This is a genomic window from Alphaproteobacteria bacterium (assembly GCA_030740435.1).
GTDB lineage: Bacteria > Pseudomonadota > Alphaproteobacteria > UBA2966 > UBA2966.
On the sequence record JASLXG010000132.1, the window covers coordinates 17,441 to 33,768 of the forward strand.

The 16,328-nt window shown below is 66.2% G+C and carries 20 protein-coding genes; 19 read left to right on the forward strand and 1 reads right to left on the reverse strand.

The genetic code is table 11. The features are described 5' to 3' along the window. Positions 1-63 precede the first annotated feature (63 nt). The 6 genes from QGG75_13670 (at position 64) to QGG75_13695 (ending at position 6,538) form a co-directional block, all read left to right on the forward strand. A complete protein-coding gene (locus tag QGG75_13670) occupies positions 64-1,665 on the forward strand; it encodes an AMP-binding protein (GenBank protein ID MDP6068280.1) in 1,602 nt (533 codons plus the stop codon). Between the two features lie 78 nt (positions 1,666-1,743). Beyond that, positions 1,744-3,120 carry an MmgE/PrpD family protein gene (locus QGG75_13675; protein MDP6068281.1) on the forward strand — a complete coding sequence of 459 codons (1,377 nt, stop codon included), beginning with the start codon at positions 1,744-1,746 and terminating at the stop codon, positions 3,118-3,120. Further along, the gene (locus QGG75_13680) at positions 3,120-3,629 is read left to right on the forward strand and encodes a MaoC family dehydratase (protein MDP6068282.1); all 510 of its coding nucleotides are present in this window, start codon (positions 3,120-3,122) and stop codon (positions 3,627-3,629) included. Before QGG75_13675 ends, QGG75_13680 begins: the two co-directional genes overlap by 1 nt. A gap of 2 nt (positions 3,630-3,631) precedes the next feature. Further along, on the forward strand, positions 3,632-4,825 hold the full coding sequence (locus tag QGG75_13685) for an acyl-CoA dehydrogenase family protein (GenBank protein MDP6068283.1): 1,194 nt from the start codon (positions 3,632-3,634) through the stop codon (positions 4,823-4,825). A gap of 4 nt (positions 4,826-4,829) precedes the next feature. After that, on the forward strand, positions 4,830-5,318 hold the full coding sequence (locus tag QGG75_13690; protein MDP6068284.1) for a MaoC family dehydratase: 489 nt from the start codon (positions 4,830-4,832) through the stop codon (positions 5,316-5,318). Next, positions 5,315-6,538, forward strand: a complete 1,224-nt coding sequence (locus QGG75_13695; GenBank protein ID MDP6068285.1) for a CoA transferase — start codon at positions 5,315-5,317, stop codon at positions 6,536-6,538. The genes QGG75_13690 and QGG75_13695 overlap by 4 nt, the downstream gene beginning before the upstream one ends. Positions 6,539-6,541: 3 nt before the next feature. On the opposite strand, the gene QGG75_13700 is transcribed toward QGG75_13695, so the two are convergent. Continuing rightward, complete coding sequence (locus QGG75_13700) at positions 6,542-6,994, reverse strand: DUF3237 domain-containing protein (GenBank protein ID MDP6068286.1); 453 nt, start codon at positions 6,992-6,994, stop codon at positions 6,542-6,544. 138 nt (positions 6,995-7,132) lie between these two features. Here QGG75_13700 and QGG75_13705 point away from each other — a divergent pair, with 138 nt between their 5' ends. The 13 genes from QGG75_13705 (at position 7,133) to QGG75_13765 (ending at position 16,116) form a co-directional block, all read left to right on the forward strand. After that, positions 7,133-8,050 (forward strand): CoA ester lyase, encoded by a 918-nt coding sequence (locus QGG75_13705; GenBank protein ID MDP6068287.1) that lies wholly within the window; start codon positions 7,133-7,135, stop codon positions 8,048-8,050. 9 nt (positions 8,051-8,059) lie between these two features. Continuing rightward, on the forward strand, positions 8,060-8,848 hold the full coding sequence (locus QGG75_13710) for an alpha/beta hydrolase (protein ID MDP6068288.1): 789 nt from the start codon (positions 8,060-8,062) through the stop codon (positions 8,846-8,848). A 138-nt stretch (positions 8,849-8,986) separates the two neighbouring features. Continuing rightward, positions 8,987-9,778, forward strand: coding sequence for an enoyl-CoA hydratase-related protein (locus tag QGG75_13715; GenBank protein MDP6068289.1), 792 nt, complete (start codon positions 8,987-8,989; stop codon positions 9,776-9,778). 2 nt (positions 9,779-9,780) lie between these two features. Continuing rightward, positions 9,781-10,476, forward strand: coding sequence for a TetR/AcrR family transcriptional regulator (locus tag QGG75_13720; GenBank protein MDP6068290.1), 696 nt, complete (start codon positions 9,781-9,783; stop codon positions 10,474-10,476). 15 nt (positions 10,477-10,491) lie between these two features. Further along, on the forward strand, positions 10,492-11,961 hold the full coding sequence (locus tag QGG75_13725; GenBank protein ID MDP6068291.1) for a biotin carboxylase N-terminal domain-containing protein: 1,470 nt from the start codon (positions 10,492-10,494) through the stop codon (positions 11,959-11,961). 23 nt (positions 11,962-11,984) lie between these two features. Next, a complete protein-coding gene (locus QGG75_13730; GenBank protein MDP6068292.1) occupies positions 11,985-12,488 on the forward strand; it encodes a biotin/lipoyl-containing protein in 504 nt (167 codons plus the stop codon). Positions 12,489-12,510: 22 nt separating this feature from the next. Further along, positions 12,511-14,109 (forward strand): carboxyl transferase domain-containing protein, encoded by a 1,599-nt coding sequence (locus tag QGG75_13735; protein MDP6068293.1) that lies wholly within the window; start codon positions 12,511-12,513, stop codon positions 14,107-14,109. A 23-nt stretch (positions 14,110-14,132) separates the two neighbouring features. Further along, positions 14,133-14,270 (forward strand): hypothetical protein, encoded by a 138-nt coding sequence (locus QGG75_13740; protein ID MDP6068294.1) that lies wholly within the window; start codon positions 14,133-14,135, stop codon positions 14,268-14,270. Then, positions 14,267-14,665, forward strand: coding sequence for a helix-turn-helix transcriptional regulator (locus QGG75_13745; protein MDP6068295.1), 399 nt, complete (start codon positions 14,267-14,269; stop codon positions 14,663-14,665). Before QGG75_13740 ends, QGG75_13745 begins: the two co-directional genes overlap by 4 nt. A gap of 115 nt (positions 14,666-14,780) precedes the next feature. Beyond that, a complete protein-coding gene (locus tag QGG75_13750; GenBank protein ID MDP6068296.1) occupies positions 14,781-14,987 on the forward strand; it encodes a type II toxin-antitoxin system HicA family toxin in 207 nt (68 codons plus the stop codon). Positions 14,988-14,999: 12 nt separating this feature from the next. Next, a complete protein-coding gene (locus QGG75_13755; protein MDP6068297.1) occupies positions 15,000-15,395 on the forward strand; it encodes a type II toxin-antitoxin system HicB family antitoxin in 396 nt (131 codons plus the stop codon). Between the two features lie 74 nt (positions 15,396-15,469). Beyond that, the gene (locus QGG75_13760) at positions 15,470-15,643 is read left to right on the forward strand and encodes a hypothetical protein (GenBank protein MDP6068298.1); all 174 of its coding nucleotides are present in this window, start codon (positions 15,470-15,472) and stop codon (positions 15,641-15,643) included. Positions 15,644-15,807: 164 nt separating this feature from the next. Beyond that, complete coding sequence (locus tag QGG75_13765) at positions 15,808-16,116, forward strand: hypothetical protein (GenBank protein MDP6068299.1); 309 nt, start codon at positions 15,808-15,810, stop codon at positions 16,114-16,116. Positions 16,117-16,328: the final 212 nt, after the last annotated feature.

Sequence of the window (16,328 nt, forward strand, 5' to 3'; positions counted from 1 at the left end):
TCTCTTTGTGGCCGGACCGCAAGATGATGGCACACCCGGCGCTCACATGGCGAATAATCCCCGATGGACGATGCAAATCAACTGATCCTGGCCCGCCTGATAGCCGCCTGGAGCCAAAGCGATCCCGAGCGCGATGTGCTGACCTTCGTCAACGTCGAAGCGGACGGTGCTTTGACCGGCATCGAGCGCACTTATGGCGAGCTTTGGCTAGAGGGCCAGCGGCTGGCCCGGGGCCTGATCGAGGAAGGCATGGCGCCGGGCGCAAGCTTCGCCATCGTCATGCAGAACCACCCCGAATTCGTCGACGCCATGGTGGCGTCCTCGATCGCCAACACGGTGTTCGTGCCCATCGATCCGCGCACCCGTGGTGCCAAGCTCGCCTACATGCTCGACTTCGCCGAATGCCGGGGTGCGGTGGTGGCGGACTATGCGCTGGCGCAGTTTTTGGAGATTCAAGACGGGCTCTCGAGCCTGGAGTGGCTCTGGGTTCTGGATACCGGCTTAGCGGTCGAGCTGCCGGCGATGCCCCGGGCGCGGCGGCTCTCCCAGGTGCTGGCCGACGGCAAAGGCCCCGATCTGGAGATCCGGGCCTGCGATCCGGAGCAGCCCATGCAGATGCTCTATACCTCCGGCACCACGGGCGATCCCAAGGCCATCCTCGCGCCCTACACCCGCTTCGGCGAGATCGCCTCGCTGGGCTCGGCCATCGGCTTGCAAGCGGGCGACCGGCCCTATACCGGCCTCTCGCTGAGCCACGCCAACGCCCAGATCATCACGCTGGGCAATGCCCTGATGGGCGGCTATCGGGCGGTGATCAGCCGCAAGTTCAGCAAATCAAGGCTCTGGGACATCACCCGGGCCTATGGCTGCACCAGCTTCAACCTGCTGGGCGGCATGACGACCGCTATTTACGCCGAGCCGCAGCGCCACGATGATGGCGACAACCCGGTGCGCTTCGTATTCTCGGCGGGCATGCCGGCCGCTATCTGGGAGGATTTCAGCCAGCGCTTCCAAGTCGAGATTTTCGAATTCTACGGCACCGCCGAGGGCGGCATTACGCTCAATCCGCCGGGTGATGGGCCCATCGGCTCGATGGGCCGGGCGCCGCCGACGCTGGTTTGCAGCATACGCGACCAGGACGACAAAGAGTGCCCGGAAGGCGAGCCCGGCGAGATTTGCTTCCGCAACGCCGACGGCCCGGCCTCGCCGGTGGCCTACCACAAGGAGCCGGAGGCCTCGGCCGCCAAGACCCGCGACGGCTGGTTCCGCTCCGGCGACATCGGCCACATGCGGGACGGCTGGGTCTATTTCGCCTACCGCCGCGGCAGCGCCATCCGGCGCAACGGCGACTTCGTCAACCCGGCCTTCGTGGAAAAGGTCCTGGCCGAGGTCGCCGCCGTCTCGGACGTTTTCGTCTACGGCCTGGCCACGGCCGGCAATGCGCCGGGCGAAAAGGAAGTGGTGGCGGCCATCGTGGCGGCGGCGGATTTCTCGGCCGATGCTGTGTTCGCGGCCTGCCGGGCCGGGCTGGAAGCCAATTCCGTGCCCGGTTTCCTGCAACTAGTCGACGAGATCCCCAAGACGGCTTCGGAAAAACCGCAGGAGCGGTTCCTGGCCGAAGCCTTCGATCCGGGCGCCGGGAACGTCTTTTCCGCCGGCGGCTGAGGATACAGCCGGGCCCGGTGGACGACGCTTGCGAATCCCGCCAGACTGACTGAAAACCAGGATCCGGGGAGAAATTCCATGTCCAGCGCCGACGCCGTCGCGCCGCTGCCCGAGAGCGACATCACCGCCGCCATTGCCGAACGGGCGGCGGCCTTGCGCTTTGCGGACCTGACGCCCGATGCCGTCAGCGTGGCCGGGCAATGCCTGCTCGACTGGTTCGCCGTCACCATTGCCGGCGCCAGCGAGCCGCTGGTCCGGATGCTGGTGGCCGAGGCCATCGAGGAAGGCGGCATCGAGCGCGCCAGCCTGATCGGTGCCGGCCGCGGCACGCTGGCCCAGGCGGCGCTGATCAACGGTGCGGCAGGCCACGCTCTGGATTACGACGACGTCCACCAGGCCATGAAGGGCCACCCCACGGTGCCACTGGTGCCGGCCATTTTGGCATTGGGCGAAAGTTTGGGCGCCAATGGGCGAGACCTGGTCACCGCCTTCGTGGCGGGCTACGAAAGCGAATGCCGCATCGGCCTGCTGGTGGCGCCGGGGCACTACGGCCGGGGCTTTCACGCCACCGCCACCATCGGCTGCTTCGGGGCGGCGGCGGCCAGCGCCAACCTGATGGGGCTCGACGCCGAGGCCACGGCCCGGGCGCTGGGCATCGTGGGCACGCAAGCGGCCGGGCTGAAGTCGCAGTTCGGCACCATGTGCAAGCCCCTGCACGCCGGCCACGCCGCGGCCACGGGCCTGCAGGCCGCCCGCCTGGCGGGGCGGGGCTTCACCAGCCGCCCTGACATCCTCGAGGTCGAACAGGGTTTCGCCGACACCCACAGCGACGATTTCGACGCCGAGGCGGCGTTGGCCGATCCGCCCGAGGGCTTTTTCCTGCGCGGCAATTTGTTCAAGTACCACGCCGCCTGCTACCTCACGCATTCGACCATCGAGGCCCTGGCCGGACTCCGGCAGGACCACGATCTCGAGCCGGACCAGTTGGCCGCGGTGACGCTGGAAGTCGATCCCGGCCACCTCAAGGTCTGCCACATCGAAGAGCCCGCCAGCGGCCTGGAAGTAAAATTCAGCCTGCGCCACACCGCCGCCATGGCGCTTTCGGGCATCGATACCTCCAACCCCGAGACCTACACCGACGAGCTTGCCGGCCGGCCCGATCTGGTGTCGCTGCGCCGCCGCGTCGAGGTGCAGCCGAGCGGCGGCCCGGGGACGTTGGCCACGGCGGTGGTGACGCTAGGGGACGGCCGCCGGCTCGAATCCTCGATCGACGTCGGCATTGCGGCCGCCGACCTCGAGGCCCAGGGCGCGCGCCTGCGGGCTAAATTCGAAAGCCTGGTCATACCCTTGCTGGGCAGCGAAGCCAGCGCCGCCCTGATGGCCGAGCTGGCGGCGCTCCCGGATCTTGCCGACGCCTCCCAGCTCACTCGCCACCTCAGCAACTGGACCGCCTGATGACCGAGCCCACAAAGCCGATCGAACCGGCCAAGGATTTCCGCGGCCAGGCCAAGCTCTGGGCCAAGGGCAACTGCTACGAGGATTTCGAGCCCGGCCGGGTCTTTCACCACCACTGGGGACGCACCATCACGGGCGGCGACAATTCGCTCTTTTCCAGTCTCACACTGAGCTACAACCCGCTTTACTTCAATGCTCCCTACGCCCAGGCCCACGACCACCCCGGCGTCGTGGTCAACCCGCTGCTGGTCTTCAACACGGTCTTCGGCATGACCGTCGAGGACCTCAGCGAAGGCGGCGGGCCCTTCCTCGGCGTCGATGGCCTGAGCTACCACAGGCCGGTCTACGTCGGCGATACGCTAAGCGCCGTCAGCACGGTCGAGGACCGGCGCACCTCGGCCAAGTTCGAGGGCTACGGCATCGTCACCTGGCACAGCGAAGGCTTCAACCAGCACCAGGTTTGCGTCGTCGACTACCGGCGCACCAACCTGGTGCGCTTCAGGGACTGACCATGGACGCAGAAAGCCTGAGCGGCGACGGCCGCGGCTACATGACCGAGGAACGCCGCCTGATCCAGGATACGGCCCGCGATTTCGCCATGAAAGAGGTGCTGCCGGTGGCCAACGAACTGGACCCGGTGCAGGGCGACATCCCCATGGAGTTGCGCGACAAGATGGCGGAGCTCGGCTTCTTCGGCATCACCATCGCCGAGGAATACGGCGGCCTGGGCCTGGGCTGCTTCGAATACTGCCTGGTCACCGAGGAACTGGCCCGGGCCTGGATGAGCGTGGCCAGCATCGTGGCGCGGGGCAACGGCATCTTCGGCCAGAAGGCCATGTCCGAGGAACAGCGCCGCAAGTGGCTGCCGCGGGCGGCCCGGGGCGAATTCCTGGCCGCCGCCTCGCTGAGCGAGCCCGCGGCCGGATCCGACCTGGCGGCGATCTCCTGCCGGGCGCGGCGCGATGGCGACGAATGGGTGATCAACGGGGCCAAGTACTGGTGCACCTTCGCCGACGGTGCCGATTATCTGCTGCTCTTTGCCCGCACCGGCGAAAGTCCCGACGCCAAGCGCCGGCATTTGGGTATCTCGGCCTTCATCATCGAGAAGCCGCGGGGCGAATTGCCGCCGGGCTGCTCCGGCAACCCGATTCCCAAGATCGGCTATTTCGGCTGGAAGACCTATGAGCTCGCTTTCGATGATTGCCGCATCCCGGCCGATTGCCTGATCGGCGAGCAGGGCAAGGCCTTCTACATCATGGCCGGCGGCCTCGAGGTGGCGCGGGCCCATACGGCGGCGCGCTCGGTGGGCCTGGCCCGGGCGGCGCTGGAGGACAGCCTGGTCTATGCCCAGCAGCGTGAGCAGTTCGGCCAACCCATCGGCGCCTTCCAGGCCGTGCGCTTCAAGCTCGCCACCATGGCCACGGAGGTCGAGGCGGCCCGGCAGTTGCTCTATTACGTCTGCAACGAGATCGACCAGGGCCGGCGTTGCGACAAGGAGGCCTCGATGGTCAAGTATTTCGCCTCCGAGATGTCCGAACGCGTCACCAGCGAGGGCCTGCAGATCCACGGCGGCGCCGGCTACACCAAGCTGCACGCGGTGGAACGCCACTGGCGCGACGCCCGCCTGACCAAGATCTTCGAGGGCACGTCCGAGATCCAGCAGCGCATCATCTCGGACAACCTGCTGGGAAAGACGGCGGGGTAGCGCCATGGCCTTGAAAACCAGCGAGCTCACCGGCGCCGACAACTACTTCGAGGATTTCGAGGTGGGCGCCGTCTTCCGTCATGCCCGGGGCAAGACGGTCGAGGCCATCGACAACGTGCAGATCACCAACCTGGTGCTCAATACCGCCCAGGCCCACTTCAACGAAGATTCATTGCGCGACAACCCGATGTTCGACCAGCGCGTCTCCTTCGGCGGCGTGACCATTGCGCTGGTGGTGGGGTTGGCCATGCAGGATACCGGCGAACAGGCGCTGGCCGAGCTGGGCCTGGACAAGATCCGCCTCAAGGCGCCGGTCTTCCACGGCGATTCGCTTTATGCCTACAGCCAGGTGCTGGCGCTCGATGATGCCGAACGCGACGACGCCGGCATCGTCAGTTTCCACCACTGGGGCGTCAACCAGGACGACGTGGTGGTCTTCGAGGGCGACCGCCGGGTGCTCTTGAAGCGGCGCAGCCACTGGGCCGGGCGATGAACGATTCGGCCGGCGGGGCGTTGGCCGGCTTGCGCGTCGTCGACCTGACGCAGATGCTGGCCGGGCCCTATTGCGCGATGCTGCTGGCCGACCAGGGCGCCGACGTGGTCAAGATCGAGCCCCCCGAGGGCGACGTGACGCGCCGCCTGGGACCCTTTTTGCCGGGCGACGAGGCCAAGGCCTACAGCGGCTATTACCAGAGCATCAACCGCAACAAGCGCGGCATCGTGCTCGATCTCAAGCAGGCCGAAGGCAAGGCCGTGCTGCGCCGCCTGGCGGCCGCGGCCGACGTGGTGATCGAGAACTATCGCGTCGGCGTCATGGAGCGCCTGGGCCTCAGTTACGAGCAGTTGGCGGCCGAAAACCCGCGCCTGGTCTATGCCGCGGTGCGCGGTTTCGGCGATCCCCGCACCGGCGAGAGCCCTTACGCCGAGTGGCCGGCCTTCGATGTCGTCGCCCAGGCCATGGGCGGCATCATGGGCATTACCGGTCCCGACGCCGAGACGCCGCTGAAGGTGGGGCCCGGCGTCGGCGACATCGTGCCGGCCATGTTCGCCACCGTCGGCCTCTTGTCGGCGGTCTATCGGGCGCAAAAGACGGGCCGGGGCCAGTTCGTCGACGTCGCCATGTACGATGCCGTACTGGCCATCTGCGAGCGCATCGTCTACCAGCAGGCCTACACCGGCAAGACGCCGCACCCCGAAGGCAACGGCCATCCCATGCTCTGCCCCTTCGGCATCTTTGCCGCCCGCGACGGCTGGGTCTCGATCGCCTGCCCGCACGACGATTTCTGGGCCGTGCTGGCCGAATGCATGGGCCGGCCCGAGCTGGCCCGGGACCAGCGCTATGCCAGCAACCCGGACCGGGTCGAGCACGCGGCCGAGGTCATCGCGCTGATCAACGACTGGAGCGGCGGGCGCAGCAAGGCCGAACTGGTCGAGATCCTGGGCGGCCGCATTCCTTTCGGCCCGGTGCAGGGCGCCGACGAGATCATGGCCGATCCCCACATGGCGGCGCGCCGGATGCTGGCGACCTTGGAGCCGGAAGGTTTGGGTGAGGCCATCACCATCGCCGGCAGCCCCATCCGCATGACCGAGACACCGGGCGGCGTGCGTAACGCCGCGCCGCGCCTAGGCCAGCACACCGACGAGGTGTTGGCGGCGGCCGGTTTCGAGCCCGCCGAAATCGCCGAACTGCGCAGCACCGGCGCCGTGGCCTGAGCCTTACAAGACCTCGAAAGCCTCGATAGTGACCCGATCGGGATCGCGCCGGCCGCTGCCCAGCGCCAACACCCGGTTGAGCCATTCGTACTTGCCCGCGGGCGCCTCGAACATGATGGCCTCGCGAAAATAGTATTCCGCCGGGTCCACCTCCTCGCCCCGGGCCAGGCGCTCGAGCACCTCGGCCGGGCCGTGGCGCAGGCCCCAGCCTTTCATGAATACGATGGGGCCATCGTCGCACTGCAGCGAGACCCTGACGTCGAGCTCCGCCACCCCGTCGGCCCGCACCAACTGCCAATCGGAGCTGCCGTCCAACAACACGCCTTTCAGCCGCTCGCCCGTGAAGGTGCCCTCCGAGACGTGAATGAAACGGCGCTCGCCGAGCGGTGCGCCGGCTGCCACTCGGGGTTCGTCGACCTGGGCTTCGAGGCGAAACAGCGGGCGGAGTTCGATCATGGTTCGGATTCCTTCTTGTGGCCTGGAGCGATGGTCCCGCCCGGGGCGGATTCGGTCAAGCGCTTTTCGCGCGCCCCTTTACGGCACCCAGCGGCGCTGGCACCCTGTGCCGGCCTCATTGCCAGGAGAAGCGAGATCATGAGCCAACGACCCCAGCGCGCCCGGCGCTGCCAGCTTTCGGTGCCCGGCAGCAGCGAGAAAATGATGACCAAGGCGGCCGGCCTGGGCATCGATCACGTTTTTCTCGACCTCGAGGACGCGGTGGCGCCGGCGGAAAAGCCCGCCGCCCGGGGCAAGGTGGTGGAGGCGCTGAACAGCCTCGACTTCGGATCCTCGGTGCGCTGCGTGCGCATCAACGACCTGGAGACGCGCTGGGCCTACAAGGACGTCATCGAGGTGGTAAGCGGCGCCGGAGCCAACCTCGACACCATCATGATCCCCAAGGTCAAGTACGCCCACGACGTGGTTTGGCTCGATATCATGTTGAATCAGCTCGAGCTCGATCTCGGGCTCGAACGCCGCATCGGCATCGAGCTCTTGATCGAGGAGGTCGAAGGCATGCAGAACATCGACGCCATCGCCCAATCCACCCCGCGCCTCGAGGCCATGGTCTTCGGCATGGGCGACTATTCGGCCTCGCAGGGCGTCAACATCGGGGTCGCCATGGGGGCTGATTCGGACAGCTATCCCGGCGATCTCTGGCACTACCAGCGCCAGCGCCTGGTGGTGGCCTGCCGCGTCGCCGGCATCGACCCCATCGACGGGCCCTTCGCCAACTTCAAGGACGCAGACGGCTACCGCCGCGAATGCCGCCGTGCCATGATTCTCGGTTGCGTCGGCAAGTGGGCCATCCATCCGGCCCAGGCCGCACCCTCGACCGAGATCTTCTCGCCCACCGCCGACGAGGTCGAGCACGCCCGCAAGATCGCCGCCGCCTACGACGAGGCCGTGGCGCGGGGCGAGGGCGCGGCCCAGGTCGACGGCGTGATGATCGACGCCGCCACCGTGCGGATCCTGCAAAACACGCTGGACAAGGCGGACCTCTACGGCCTTTAGGGCAGCCCGATGTCGGACGACAGGCTTTATCACGAGGTCCACGGCAGCACCGGCCCCTACCTGCTGCTGGTCCACGGCATGCTCTCGAGCCGCAGCCAGTGGCGCCTCAATCTGGCGGCCCTGGCGGAATTCTGCCGGCCGGTGGTGGTCGAGCTCTGGGGCCATGGCCGCTCGCCGGCACCCGAGGCGGACGAGAGCTACCATCCCGACGGCTACGTTGCCGCCTTCGAGGCGCTGCGCCGCGACCTGGGAGTCGAGCGCTGGTGGATCTGCGGCCAGTCCTTCGGCGCTGCGCTGACGCTGCGCTACGCGCTCGATCATCCCGACCGTATCGCCGGTCAGATTTTCACCAATTCAAGTTCGGCCCTGGCCGATGCCGACACCGTGGCCCAGCGCATGGCCTCGATCGAAGAGTGGATCCCGGCCATGGCCAGCGACGACTGGAGCTTGCAGCGCCTGCCCATTCATCCCGTGCACGCCAAGCGGCTGCCCCCGGCGGTGCAGCAGGAGATGCTGGCCGATTGCGAGCTCCACGATACCGCGAGTGTGGTCCGGACCTTCCGCTTCACCCAGCCCCACCTCTCGGTGCGCCAGCGCATTGTCGACAACCAGGTGCCGGTGCTGCTGGTCTGCGGCGAGCGTGAAGAGCGATTCGCTCCTTTTCGGGCCCACGCCGAAGCCTTTCTGCCGCACCTGCAGGTGGCCCCGGCCGAGGCCGGCCACGCCGTCAACATCGAGGCCGCGGAACACTTCAACCAGGCCGTGGCGGACTTCATGCGGGCCAGTAAAGAAATTTAATTCAATAACATTTCGCGCATAAATCCTTGCGATATCGAGCTTTCTGATCGTAGTGAGGATTTTTAGTGAATAAGATTTGTTTAATAGCGTGGGACTCGCCATAATCGACCGGTCGAACCAGCCGAATCGGAGTCCCTGATGTCCGACGACGTGCTCATCGAACCCCGCGGCCCGGTGATGTGGATCACCATCAACCGGCCCGAGCGGCGCAACGCGCTCAACGAATCCGTCATCGCCGGCATCGGCGAGGGCATCCGCCAGGCCCTGGCGGCGACGGCTGACGACGGCATCCGGGCCATCGTGCTGACCGGCACGGGCGACAAGGCCTTTTGCGCCGGCGGCGATTTGCAGCCCAACGCCGAGGGCACGCCCTTCGAGGTCGACCCGGCCCGGCCCAAGCACTACGTGATCGAACTTTTCAAGCAGATCGAGAGCTGCGATTTGCCCCTCATCTCCCGCGTCAACGGCCACGTGCTGGCCGGCGGGCTCGGCCTCTTGTGCGCCTGCGACATGGCGGTGGCCACCACGGCGGCGCGCTTCGGCACGCCGGAGTCGGGCGTCGGCCTCTTTCCCATGATGATCCTGGCCCACATGCAGCGCGTGCTGCCCAAACGTAAATTAATGGAGCTTTGCATCACCGGCGAGCCCTTCACAGCCGTTGAGGCGCTGGAGATGGGTCTGGTCAACTACATCGCGCCGCCCGACGAGCTCGACGCCAAGTTCGACTGGCTGCTGGGGCGCACCATCGACAAGTCGCCCACCGCCATTCGGCTGGGCAAGCAGGCCTTTCACGCCATCCAGGACATGACCATCGTGCAGGCCTTCGAATACACCCAACTCATGCTGCCCAGCATGGCCCGCACCCAGGACGCCCGCGAAGGGTTCGCCGCCTTTCAGGAGAAGCGCAAGCCGGAGTGGACGGGGAACTGAACGTGGAGACTGCCCGGCGAAAGGGCCGCCGTGCGGCCACCCGGCTGCCCCGGGCCCAACGCGTCGCCGATATCCTGGCGGCGGCCCGCACCGTGTTCTCCGAAGGCGATTACGAGGAATCCTCGATCTCCGAGATCGCCGCCCGGGCCGGCGTCGTCGAGGGCACGATTTACAAGTTCTTCGCCGGCAAGCGCGACCTGCTGCACAAGGTCATCGACGACTGGTACGAGGGCATGCTGGCCGACTACCAGAACCGCCTCGCCGGTATAGAGGGCACCCGCAATCGGCTGCGCTTCGTGATCCGGAGCCATCTCGCGTCCATCGAACGCAGCCCCGGTCTTTGCCGCCAGGTGTTCAACGAGGTACGCGGGCAGAAGGATTATTTTTCCTCCTCCGTCCATGACCATCACCGGCGCTATACCCAGTTCGCGCTCGACGTGCTGCGGGACGGCATCGCCGCCGGCGAGGTGCGGCCGGAGATCCCGATCACGCTGGTGCGCGACATGATCTACGGCGCCGCCGAGCACCTTTCGCTGGCTTACATCTGCGGCCAGGGATCGTTGGACACAGAAGGCGCCGCCGACCAGCTCACCGACATGGTACTGGCCGGCGTATTGCTGGCCGAGGCGGAAGGCAGCGACGCCAGACTCGAGCGCATCGAGGTCAAACTGGACCGCGCCCTGGCAGCCGGAAGCTGAGAAGGAAACCCATACATGATCACATCCGTCCTGGTGGCCAATCGCGGCGAGATTGCGAGCCGCATCTTCAACACCCTGAAAACCATGGGCATCCGCGGCCTGGCGCTGGTTCACGAGGCCGACCGGGGCAGCGTCTTCCATCGTGGCGCCGACGAGGTGGTGGCGCTCGACGGCGAGGTCGCCACCAGCGCCTACCTCGACATTCGCCAGATCGTCGAGATCTGCCGCCGCCAGGGTGTCGATGCCGTGCATCCGGGCTATGGCTTTTTGGCCGAAAACGCCAATTTCGCCGCCGCCTTGAACGAGGCCGGAATTACCTTCATCGGGCCCGAAGCCGAGACCATGCGCCTGATGGGCGACAAGATCGCCTCGCGCGACTTCGTCGCCGGCCTGGGTGTGCCGCTGGCGCCCTCGGCCACCCAGGAAGGCGGCATGGAGGGTTTCTTGGCTGCGGCCGGAAAGATCGGCTTCCCGCTGCTCATCAAGGCGGCGGCGGGCGGCGGCGGCCGCGGCATGAGTATCGTGCACGAGGCCGGCGAGCTCGAGGCCCGGGCGGCGGCGGCGGCCAGCGAGGCTGAGCGCTACTTCGGCGACGGCCGGGTCTACGCCGAGCGCTACGTCGAACGCCCGCGCCACATCGAGGTGCAGGTGCTGGGCGACGGCCAGGGCAAATGTCTCCACCTTTTCGAGCGCGAGTGCTCGGTGCAGCGGCGCTACCAGAAAATCATCGAGGAGACGCCGGCCGCCAACCTGGAGCCGGATTTGCGCGACGCCATGTGCCGCGACGCCGTGCGCATCGCCAGCGAGGTCAACTATCGCGGCGCCGGCACGGTCGAGTTCATGGTCACGCCCGAGAACGAATACTTTTTCCTCGAGATGAACACGCGTTTGCAGGTCGAGCATCCGGTGACCGAGATGGTCACCGGCATCGACCTGGTGCGCGAGCAGGTTCTGGTGGCGGCCGGGGAGGCACTCGGTTATGGCCAGGACGACATCGAGCGCCGGGGCCACGCCATCGAGTGCCGCATCTGCGCCGAGGACGCCGACAACGACTTCCTGCCGGCGATCGGCAGCGTGCTGCGCTACCAGGCACCCGGTGGCCCGGGGGTTCGCCTGGACAGTGGCGTCGCCGCCGGGCAGCAAGTCACCACGGCTTTCGATTCGCTGCTCGCCAAGCTGGTCGTGCATGGCGACCATCGCGGCCAGGCCATCGAACGGGCGCGGGCGGCGCTCAAGGAATTCGTGCTGCTCGGCGTCACCACCAACACCGCCTACCTGGAACGCCTGCTGGGGCATGAGCGCTTTGCCGCCGGGCACCTCGACACCGGCTTCGTGGTCGACCAGGCCGAGGACCTGGCCTGGCGGCCCGCGCCCGGAGATCGCGACCTGGTGTTGGCGGCGGCGGCGCTCTCGGCCCGCGACGTGGGCACGATGCTGGCCGAAGTGCCACCGGTCTACGCCGCCATTTCGGCCTGGCAGAATTGAGCCCATAGGTAAGGAAAAGAAAAATGCGCTGCGAATTCAGCATTGCCGGCGAAGCACGGACGGTCGGCGTCAGCCGCCGCCAGGAAGGCTTTGCCCTGCATCTCGGCGAGCGCACCATCAGCGCCGCCTGGGAGCCTTTGGGCAACGGTCGCTTTCGCCTCGCTCTCGATGGCCGTACGGCCGAGCTGACGCTGGCCTCTTCCGGCGACACCACCTTCGTCCACCTCGACGGTCAAACCTGGGAGATCGAGCGCCGCGATCCGGCCCAGGCGGCGGCGGCCGGAGAGGGCGGCGGCGCCGGCAGCGTCATCGCCCCCATGCCCGGCACCGTCATCTCGGTCGCCGTCGAGCCCGGTGAGAAGGTGGTGCGCGGCCAGGCCCTGATGGTCATCGAAAGCATGAAGCTGGAAACCACCATCAGCGCCGATGCCGACGCCGTGGTCGGCGAGATCCACTACCAGGTCGGCGATACCTTTCCCCTCAAGGCGGCGCTCATCAGCCTCGAGCCGGCCGCCGGCGACGATTGATCCAGATCCCAGGCAGGAATCCATGCAACGCATCGAAAGCAAGATCGACACCCGCAGCGAGCTCTTCGCCGCCAACCGGGTCTATCACGAAAACCTCATCGCCGAGTTCCGTGAGCGCCAGATCGCTGCCCGCCACAGCCGGCCCGAACGCGATATCGAACGCCTCAGGCGCCAGGACAAGCTGCTGGTGCGCGAGCGCCTGGAATTGCTGCTCGACCCCGGCACGCCCTTTTGGGAGTTCTCGACCCTGGCCGCCAACGACCTCTACGACGGCGATTCGCCGGGCGCCAGCGTGGTTACCGGCATCGGCTTGGTCTCCGGCCGCGAGGTAGTGATCCATGCCGACGATTCTTCGGTCAAGGGCGGTGCCTGGTATCCCATGTCGGTACAAAAGATCGTCCGGGCCCTCGATATCGCCGTCGAGAACCGGCTGCCGGTGATTCACCTTTGTGATTCGGCCGGCGGCTTTCTCGAGGACATGTCGGGGGTTTTCGTGCCCGGCGGCCGGGTCTTTCGCAACCAGTGCATGCTCAGCAAGCTGGAGGTGCCTCAGGTCGCCATCGTGGTCGGCCATTGCACGGCCGGCGGCGCCTACGTGCCGGCACTTTGCGAGCACACCATCATGGTGCGCGGCCTGGGCGCCATCTTTTTGGGCGGGCCGCCGCTGGTCAAGGCGGCGACCGGCGAGGAAGTGACGATCGAGGCGCTGGGCGGTGCCGACATGCACACCACCATCAGCGGCACCGCCGACTATGCCGTCGACAGCGAGGCCCAGGCCATCGCGCTGGCCCGCAACATCGTGCGCGAATTCCGTCCCCGCCAAAAGGCGGTTGCCCAGACCTGTGAACCCGAGGCGCCATATTATGATCCGGCCGAGCTCTACGGCATCCTGCCGGCCGACATCAAGGTCCAGTTCGACATGCGCGAGGCCATCGCCCGCATGGTCGACGGCAGCCGGTTCCTCGAATACGGCCCCGACTACGGCACGACTTTGGTAACAGGTTTCGCTCACATCTTCGGTTACAAGGTGGGCATCCTGGGCAACAACGGGGTGCTTTTCAGCGATTCCTCGCTGAAAGCCGCCCACTTCATGCAGATCTGCAACCAAAACCGCGTGCCCTTGCTGTTTTTGCAGAACACCACGGGCTACATGGTCGGTCGGCAGTACGAAGAACAGGGCATCACCAAGGACGGCGCCAAGATGCTGATGGCCCAGGCCTGCGGCTCGGTGCCCAAGTTCACGGTGCAGACCAACGCCGCCTTCGGGGCCGGCTACTACGGCATGTGCGGCCGCGCCTGGGATCCCCGCTTCGTGGTCTCCTGGCCCAATTCGCAAATGGGCGTGATGGGCGCCGAACAGGCGGCCAACACGCTGGCCACCGTCAAGCTGGCGCAAATGCGCCGGAACGGCATCGAGGCCAGCGACGAAGACGTGGCCGAGCTCCACGCCCGCGTCCGCGAAAAAGCCGACCGCGAGGTGAGTGCCTACTATTCCACCTCGCGGCTCTGGGACGACGGCGTGGTCGATCCCCTGGACACCCGCAACGTGCTCGGCGTGGCTATATCGGCGGCGCTGAATGCGCCGATTGATGAGCCCAGCTACGGGGTGTTCCGGGCTTAGCGCGGGTCTCGCCGTTCGGTGCCATGGCCAACAATGTCAAGGAGTCGCGGGGCAGCGCCTACTTCCGGCTGGCGGTCGGCGCCGATCGCGTTATCTTCTCGATCGCGGGCGAGCGGCTGATAGTCGAGGCGGTGCAGCCTCGCGGAAAGGCATACCGATGAACACCGAGCCCCAATTCATCAGAAACAAAAACGGCGACCCGGCTTACGTCGTTCTGCCCGTGGCCGAATACGAGGCGCTGGTGAGCGCCCTCGAGGACGCCGAAGACATTGCCGCCGCCGACGCCGCCCAGGCTGCCCGAACTCGTGGCGAAGAACTCGTGCCCGGCAAGGTGGTTTCCCGCCTGCTGGCCGGCGACAACCCGGTGCGGGTCTGGCGCAACCATCGCGGCTTGCGTCAAAGGGACCTGGCCCAGGCCGCCAAGATCGGCCAGTCCTATCTTTCGCAAATCGAGTTGGGCGCCCGCGAAGGCACCCTCGAGACCATGGCCAAACTGGCCCGCGCGCTGGGGGTTGATCTCGACGATCTGGTGCCGGCACTCCAGGACGAGGACTGACACAGCCCCCTCCACCGCAGCCGTCGCAGCTTTGGGACGACGGCCTGATCGGTCCCCTCGATACCCGCAACGTCTCTTGGCATTTCGCCAGAAGTTGTGTATAATTTACACAATATTGGGAGTCTGGGCCATTCTCAGCAGTCGGGAGATCATCAAGAAACTCCGCCAGGCTGGCTGGGTTCTGGATACCGTCAACGGTAGCCATCACCACTTTCGGCATCCGGCGCGCGCCGGCAAGGTAACCGTGACGCATCCCGCCAAGGACACGCCGATCGGCACGATCCGTTCGATCGAAAAGCAATCCGGCGTCAAACTGAGGTAGAGGAGAGGAACGATGGAAACCGCTTTCTACGTCGGCATCATCGAACGCGGCGAGAGTAATTTCGGGATATTCTTTCCTGATTTTCCCGGCTGCACATCGGTCGCTGACAGTGTGCCTGAAGTTGCGGCGAGCGGTAGCGAGGCGCTCCGCCTCCATGTCGACCTCATGCTGCGCGACGGCGAGGAGATCCCAGCGGCCACCAACCCTGCCGACATCGAGACCGACCCCGACAACGACGTGGTGACCCCGTTGCTGGTACCGCTCAACCTGCCGGGCAAGGCTGTACGGCTCAACGTCAGCGTCGAGGAAAGCCTGCTTGCGGCCATCGACGCGGCGGCCGCAGCCGAGGGACTGAGCCGTTCGGCCTACCTGGCCGAAGCTGCCCGCCAGCGCCTGGCCAGGAACTGATAGCGATAGCGGATGGCGAGAAATCCGGGCTAAGCTTGGCGATCTCTCATCGTCAGCAGAGTTGGAGACCTCCCATGCCCCTGGAAAGCGATGACCTCCGCGAAACCGTCGAGCAGTTGGGCGCGTCGATCGCCGCCGCCCAGGTTGCCGCGGCTATCGTCCGCAACCGCGAAATCATCAGCCCCGACACGGCGGCCGTAGTCTACCGAGACGTGCGCAACGCGCTGGCGAAAAGGGCCGGCGGCTAGACCCCTTCCGCCGGCCCAGAGGGCTTGGGGTAAGGGCGGTAAACTTTGCTGCGCTGCAACAAGCGAGATCTTGTCCAGGTTCCCGACAGGAGCCATATTTATGGTACAAAAGGAATTGTGCTGTACGTTCTAGGATATCGAGATCGGCAGCTTGGGAGGGGTACATGCCGCGTGTGCTTCGGTGCTACGCCGAAGGTCAGGACGATGGCTGGGAAGCCATCTGCCTCGACCTCGACCTGGCCGCCCAGGGCTCAACTTTCGAGCACGTCTACCATGAGATGACCGAGGCGATTGGCCTCTACCTCGATACCGTGGCCGAATTGCCGGAAGCTGAGCGCCACCGCCTGCTCTACAGGCCGGCATCTCTTGGGGTGCGGCTGAAATTCCTTTGGCATGCGTTGCGGGCGGTGCTCCACGACGACACGAAAAATCCGAAACTGCGGGCCGAATTCACCACAATCTGCCCCGCCTGAAATATCGCGAAATTATCCGCCTGCTCGACGCGTACGGTTTCAAGGTCGTGCGCCGACGCGGCACGCATCGCCAATATCGCGGCACGGTCAACAGGTGCCCGGTAGAGGCGAGTTTCGTCTTGCACTAATAACGAGAGTCAATAGGATGATTTCTCTATCATAATGGGGAGGGGGATGATGCTCGGATTTCCATTGGTGGTTTTGAAAATAAT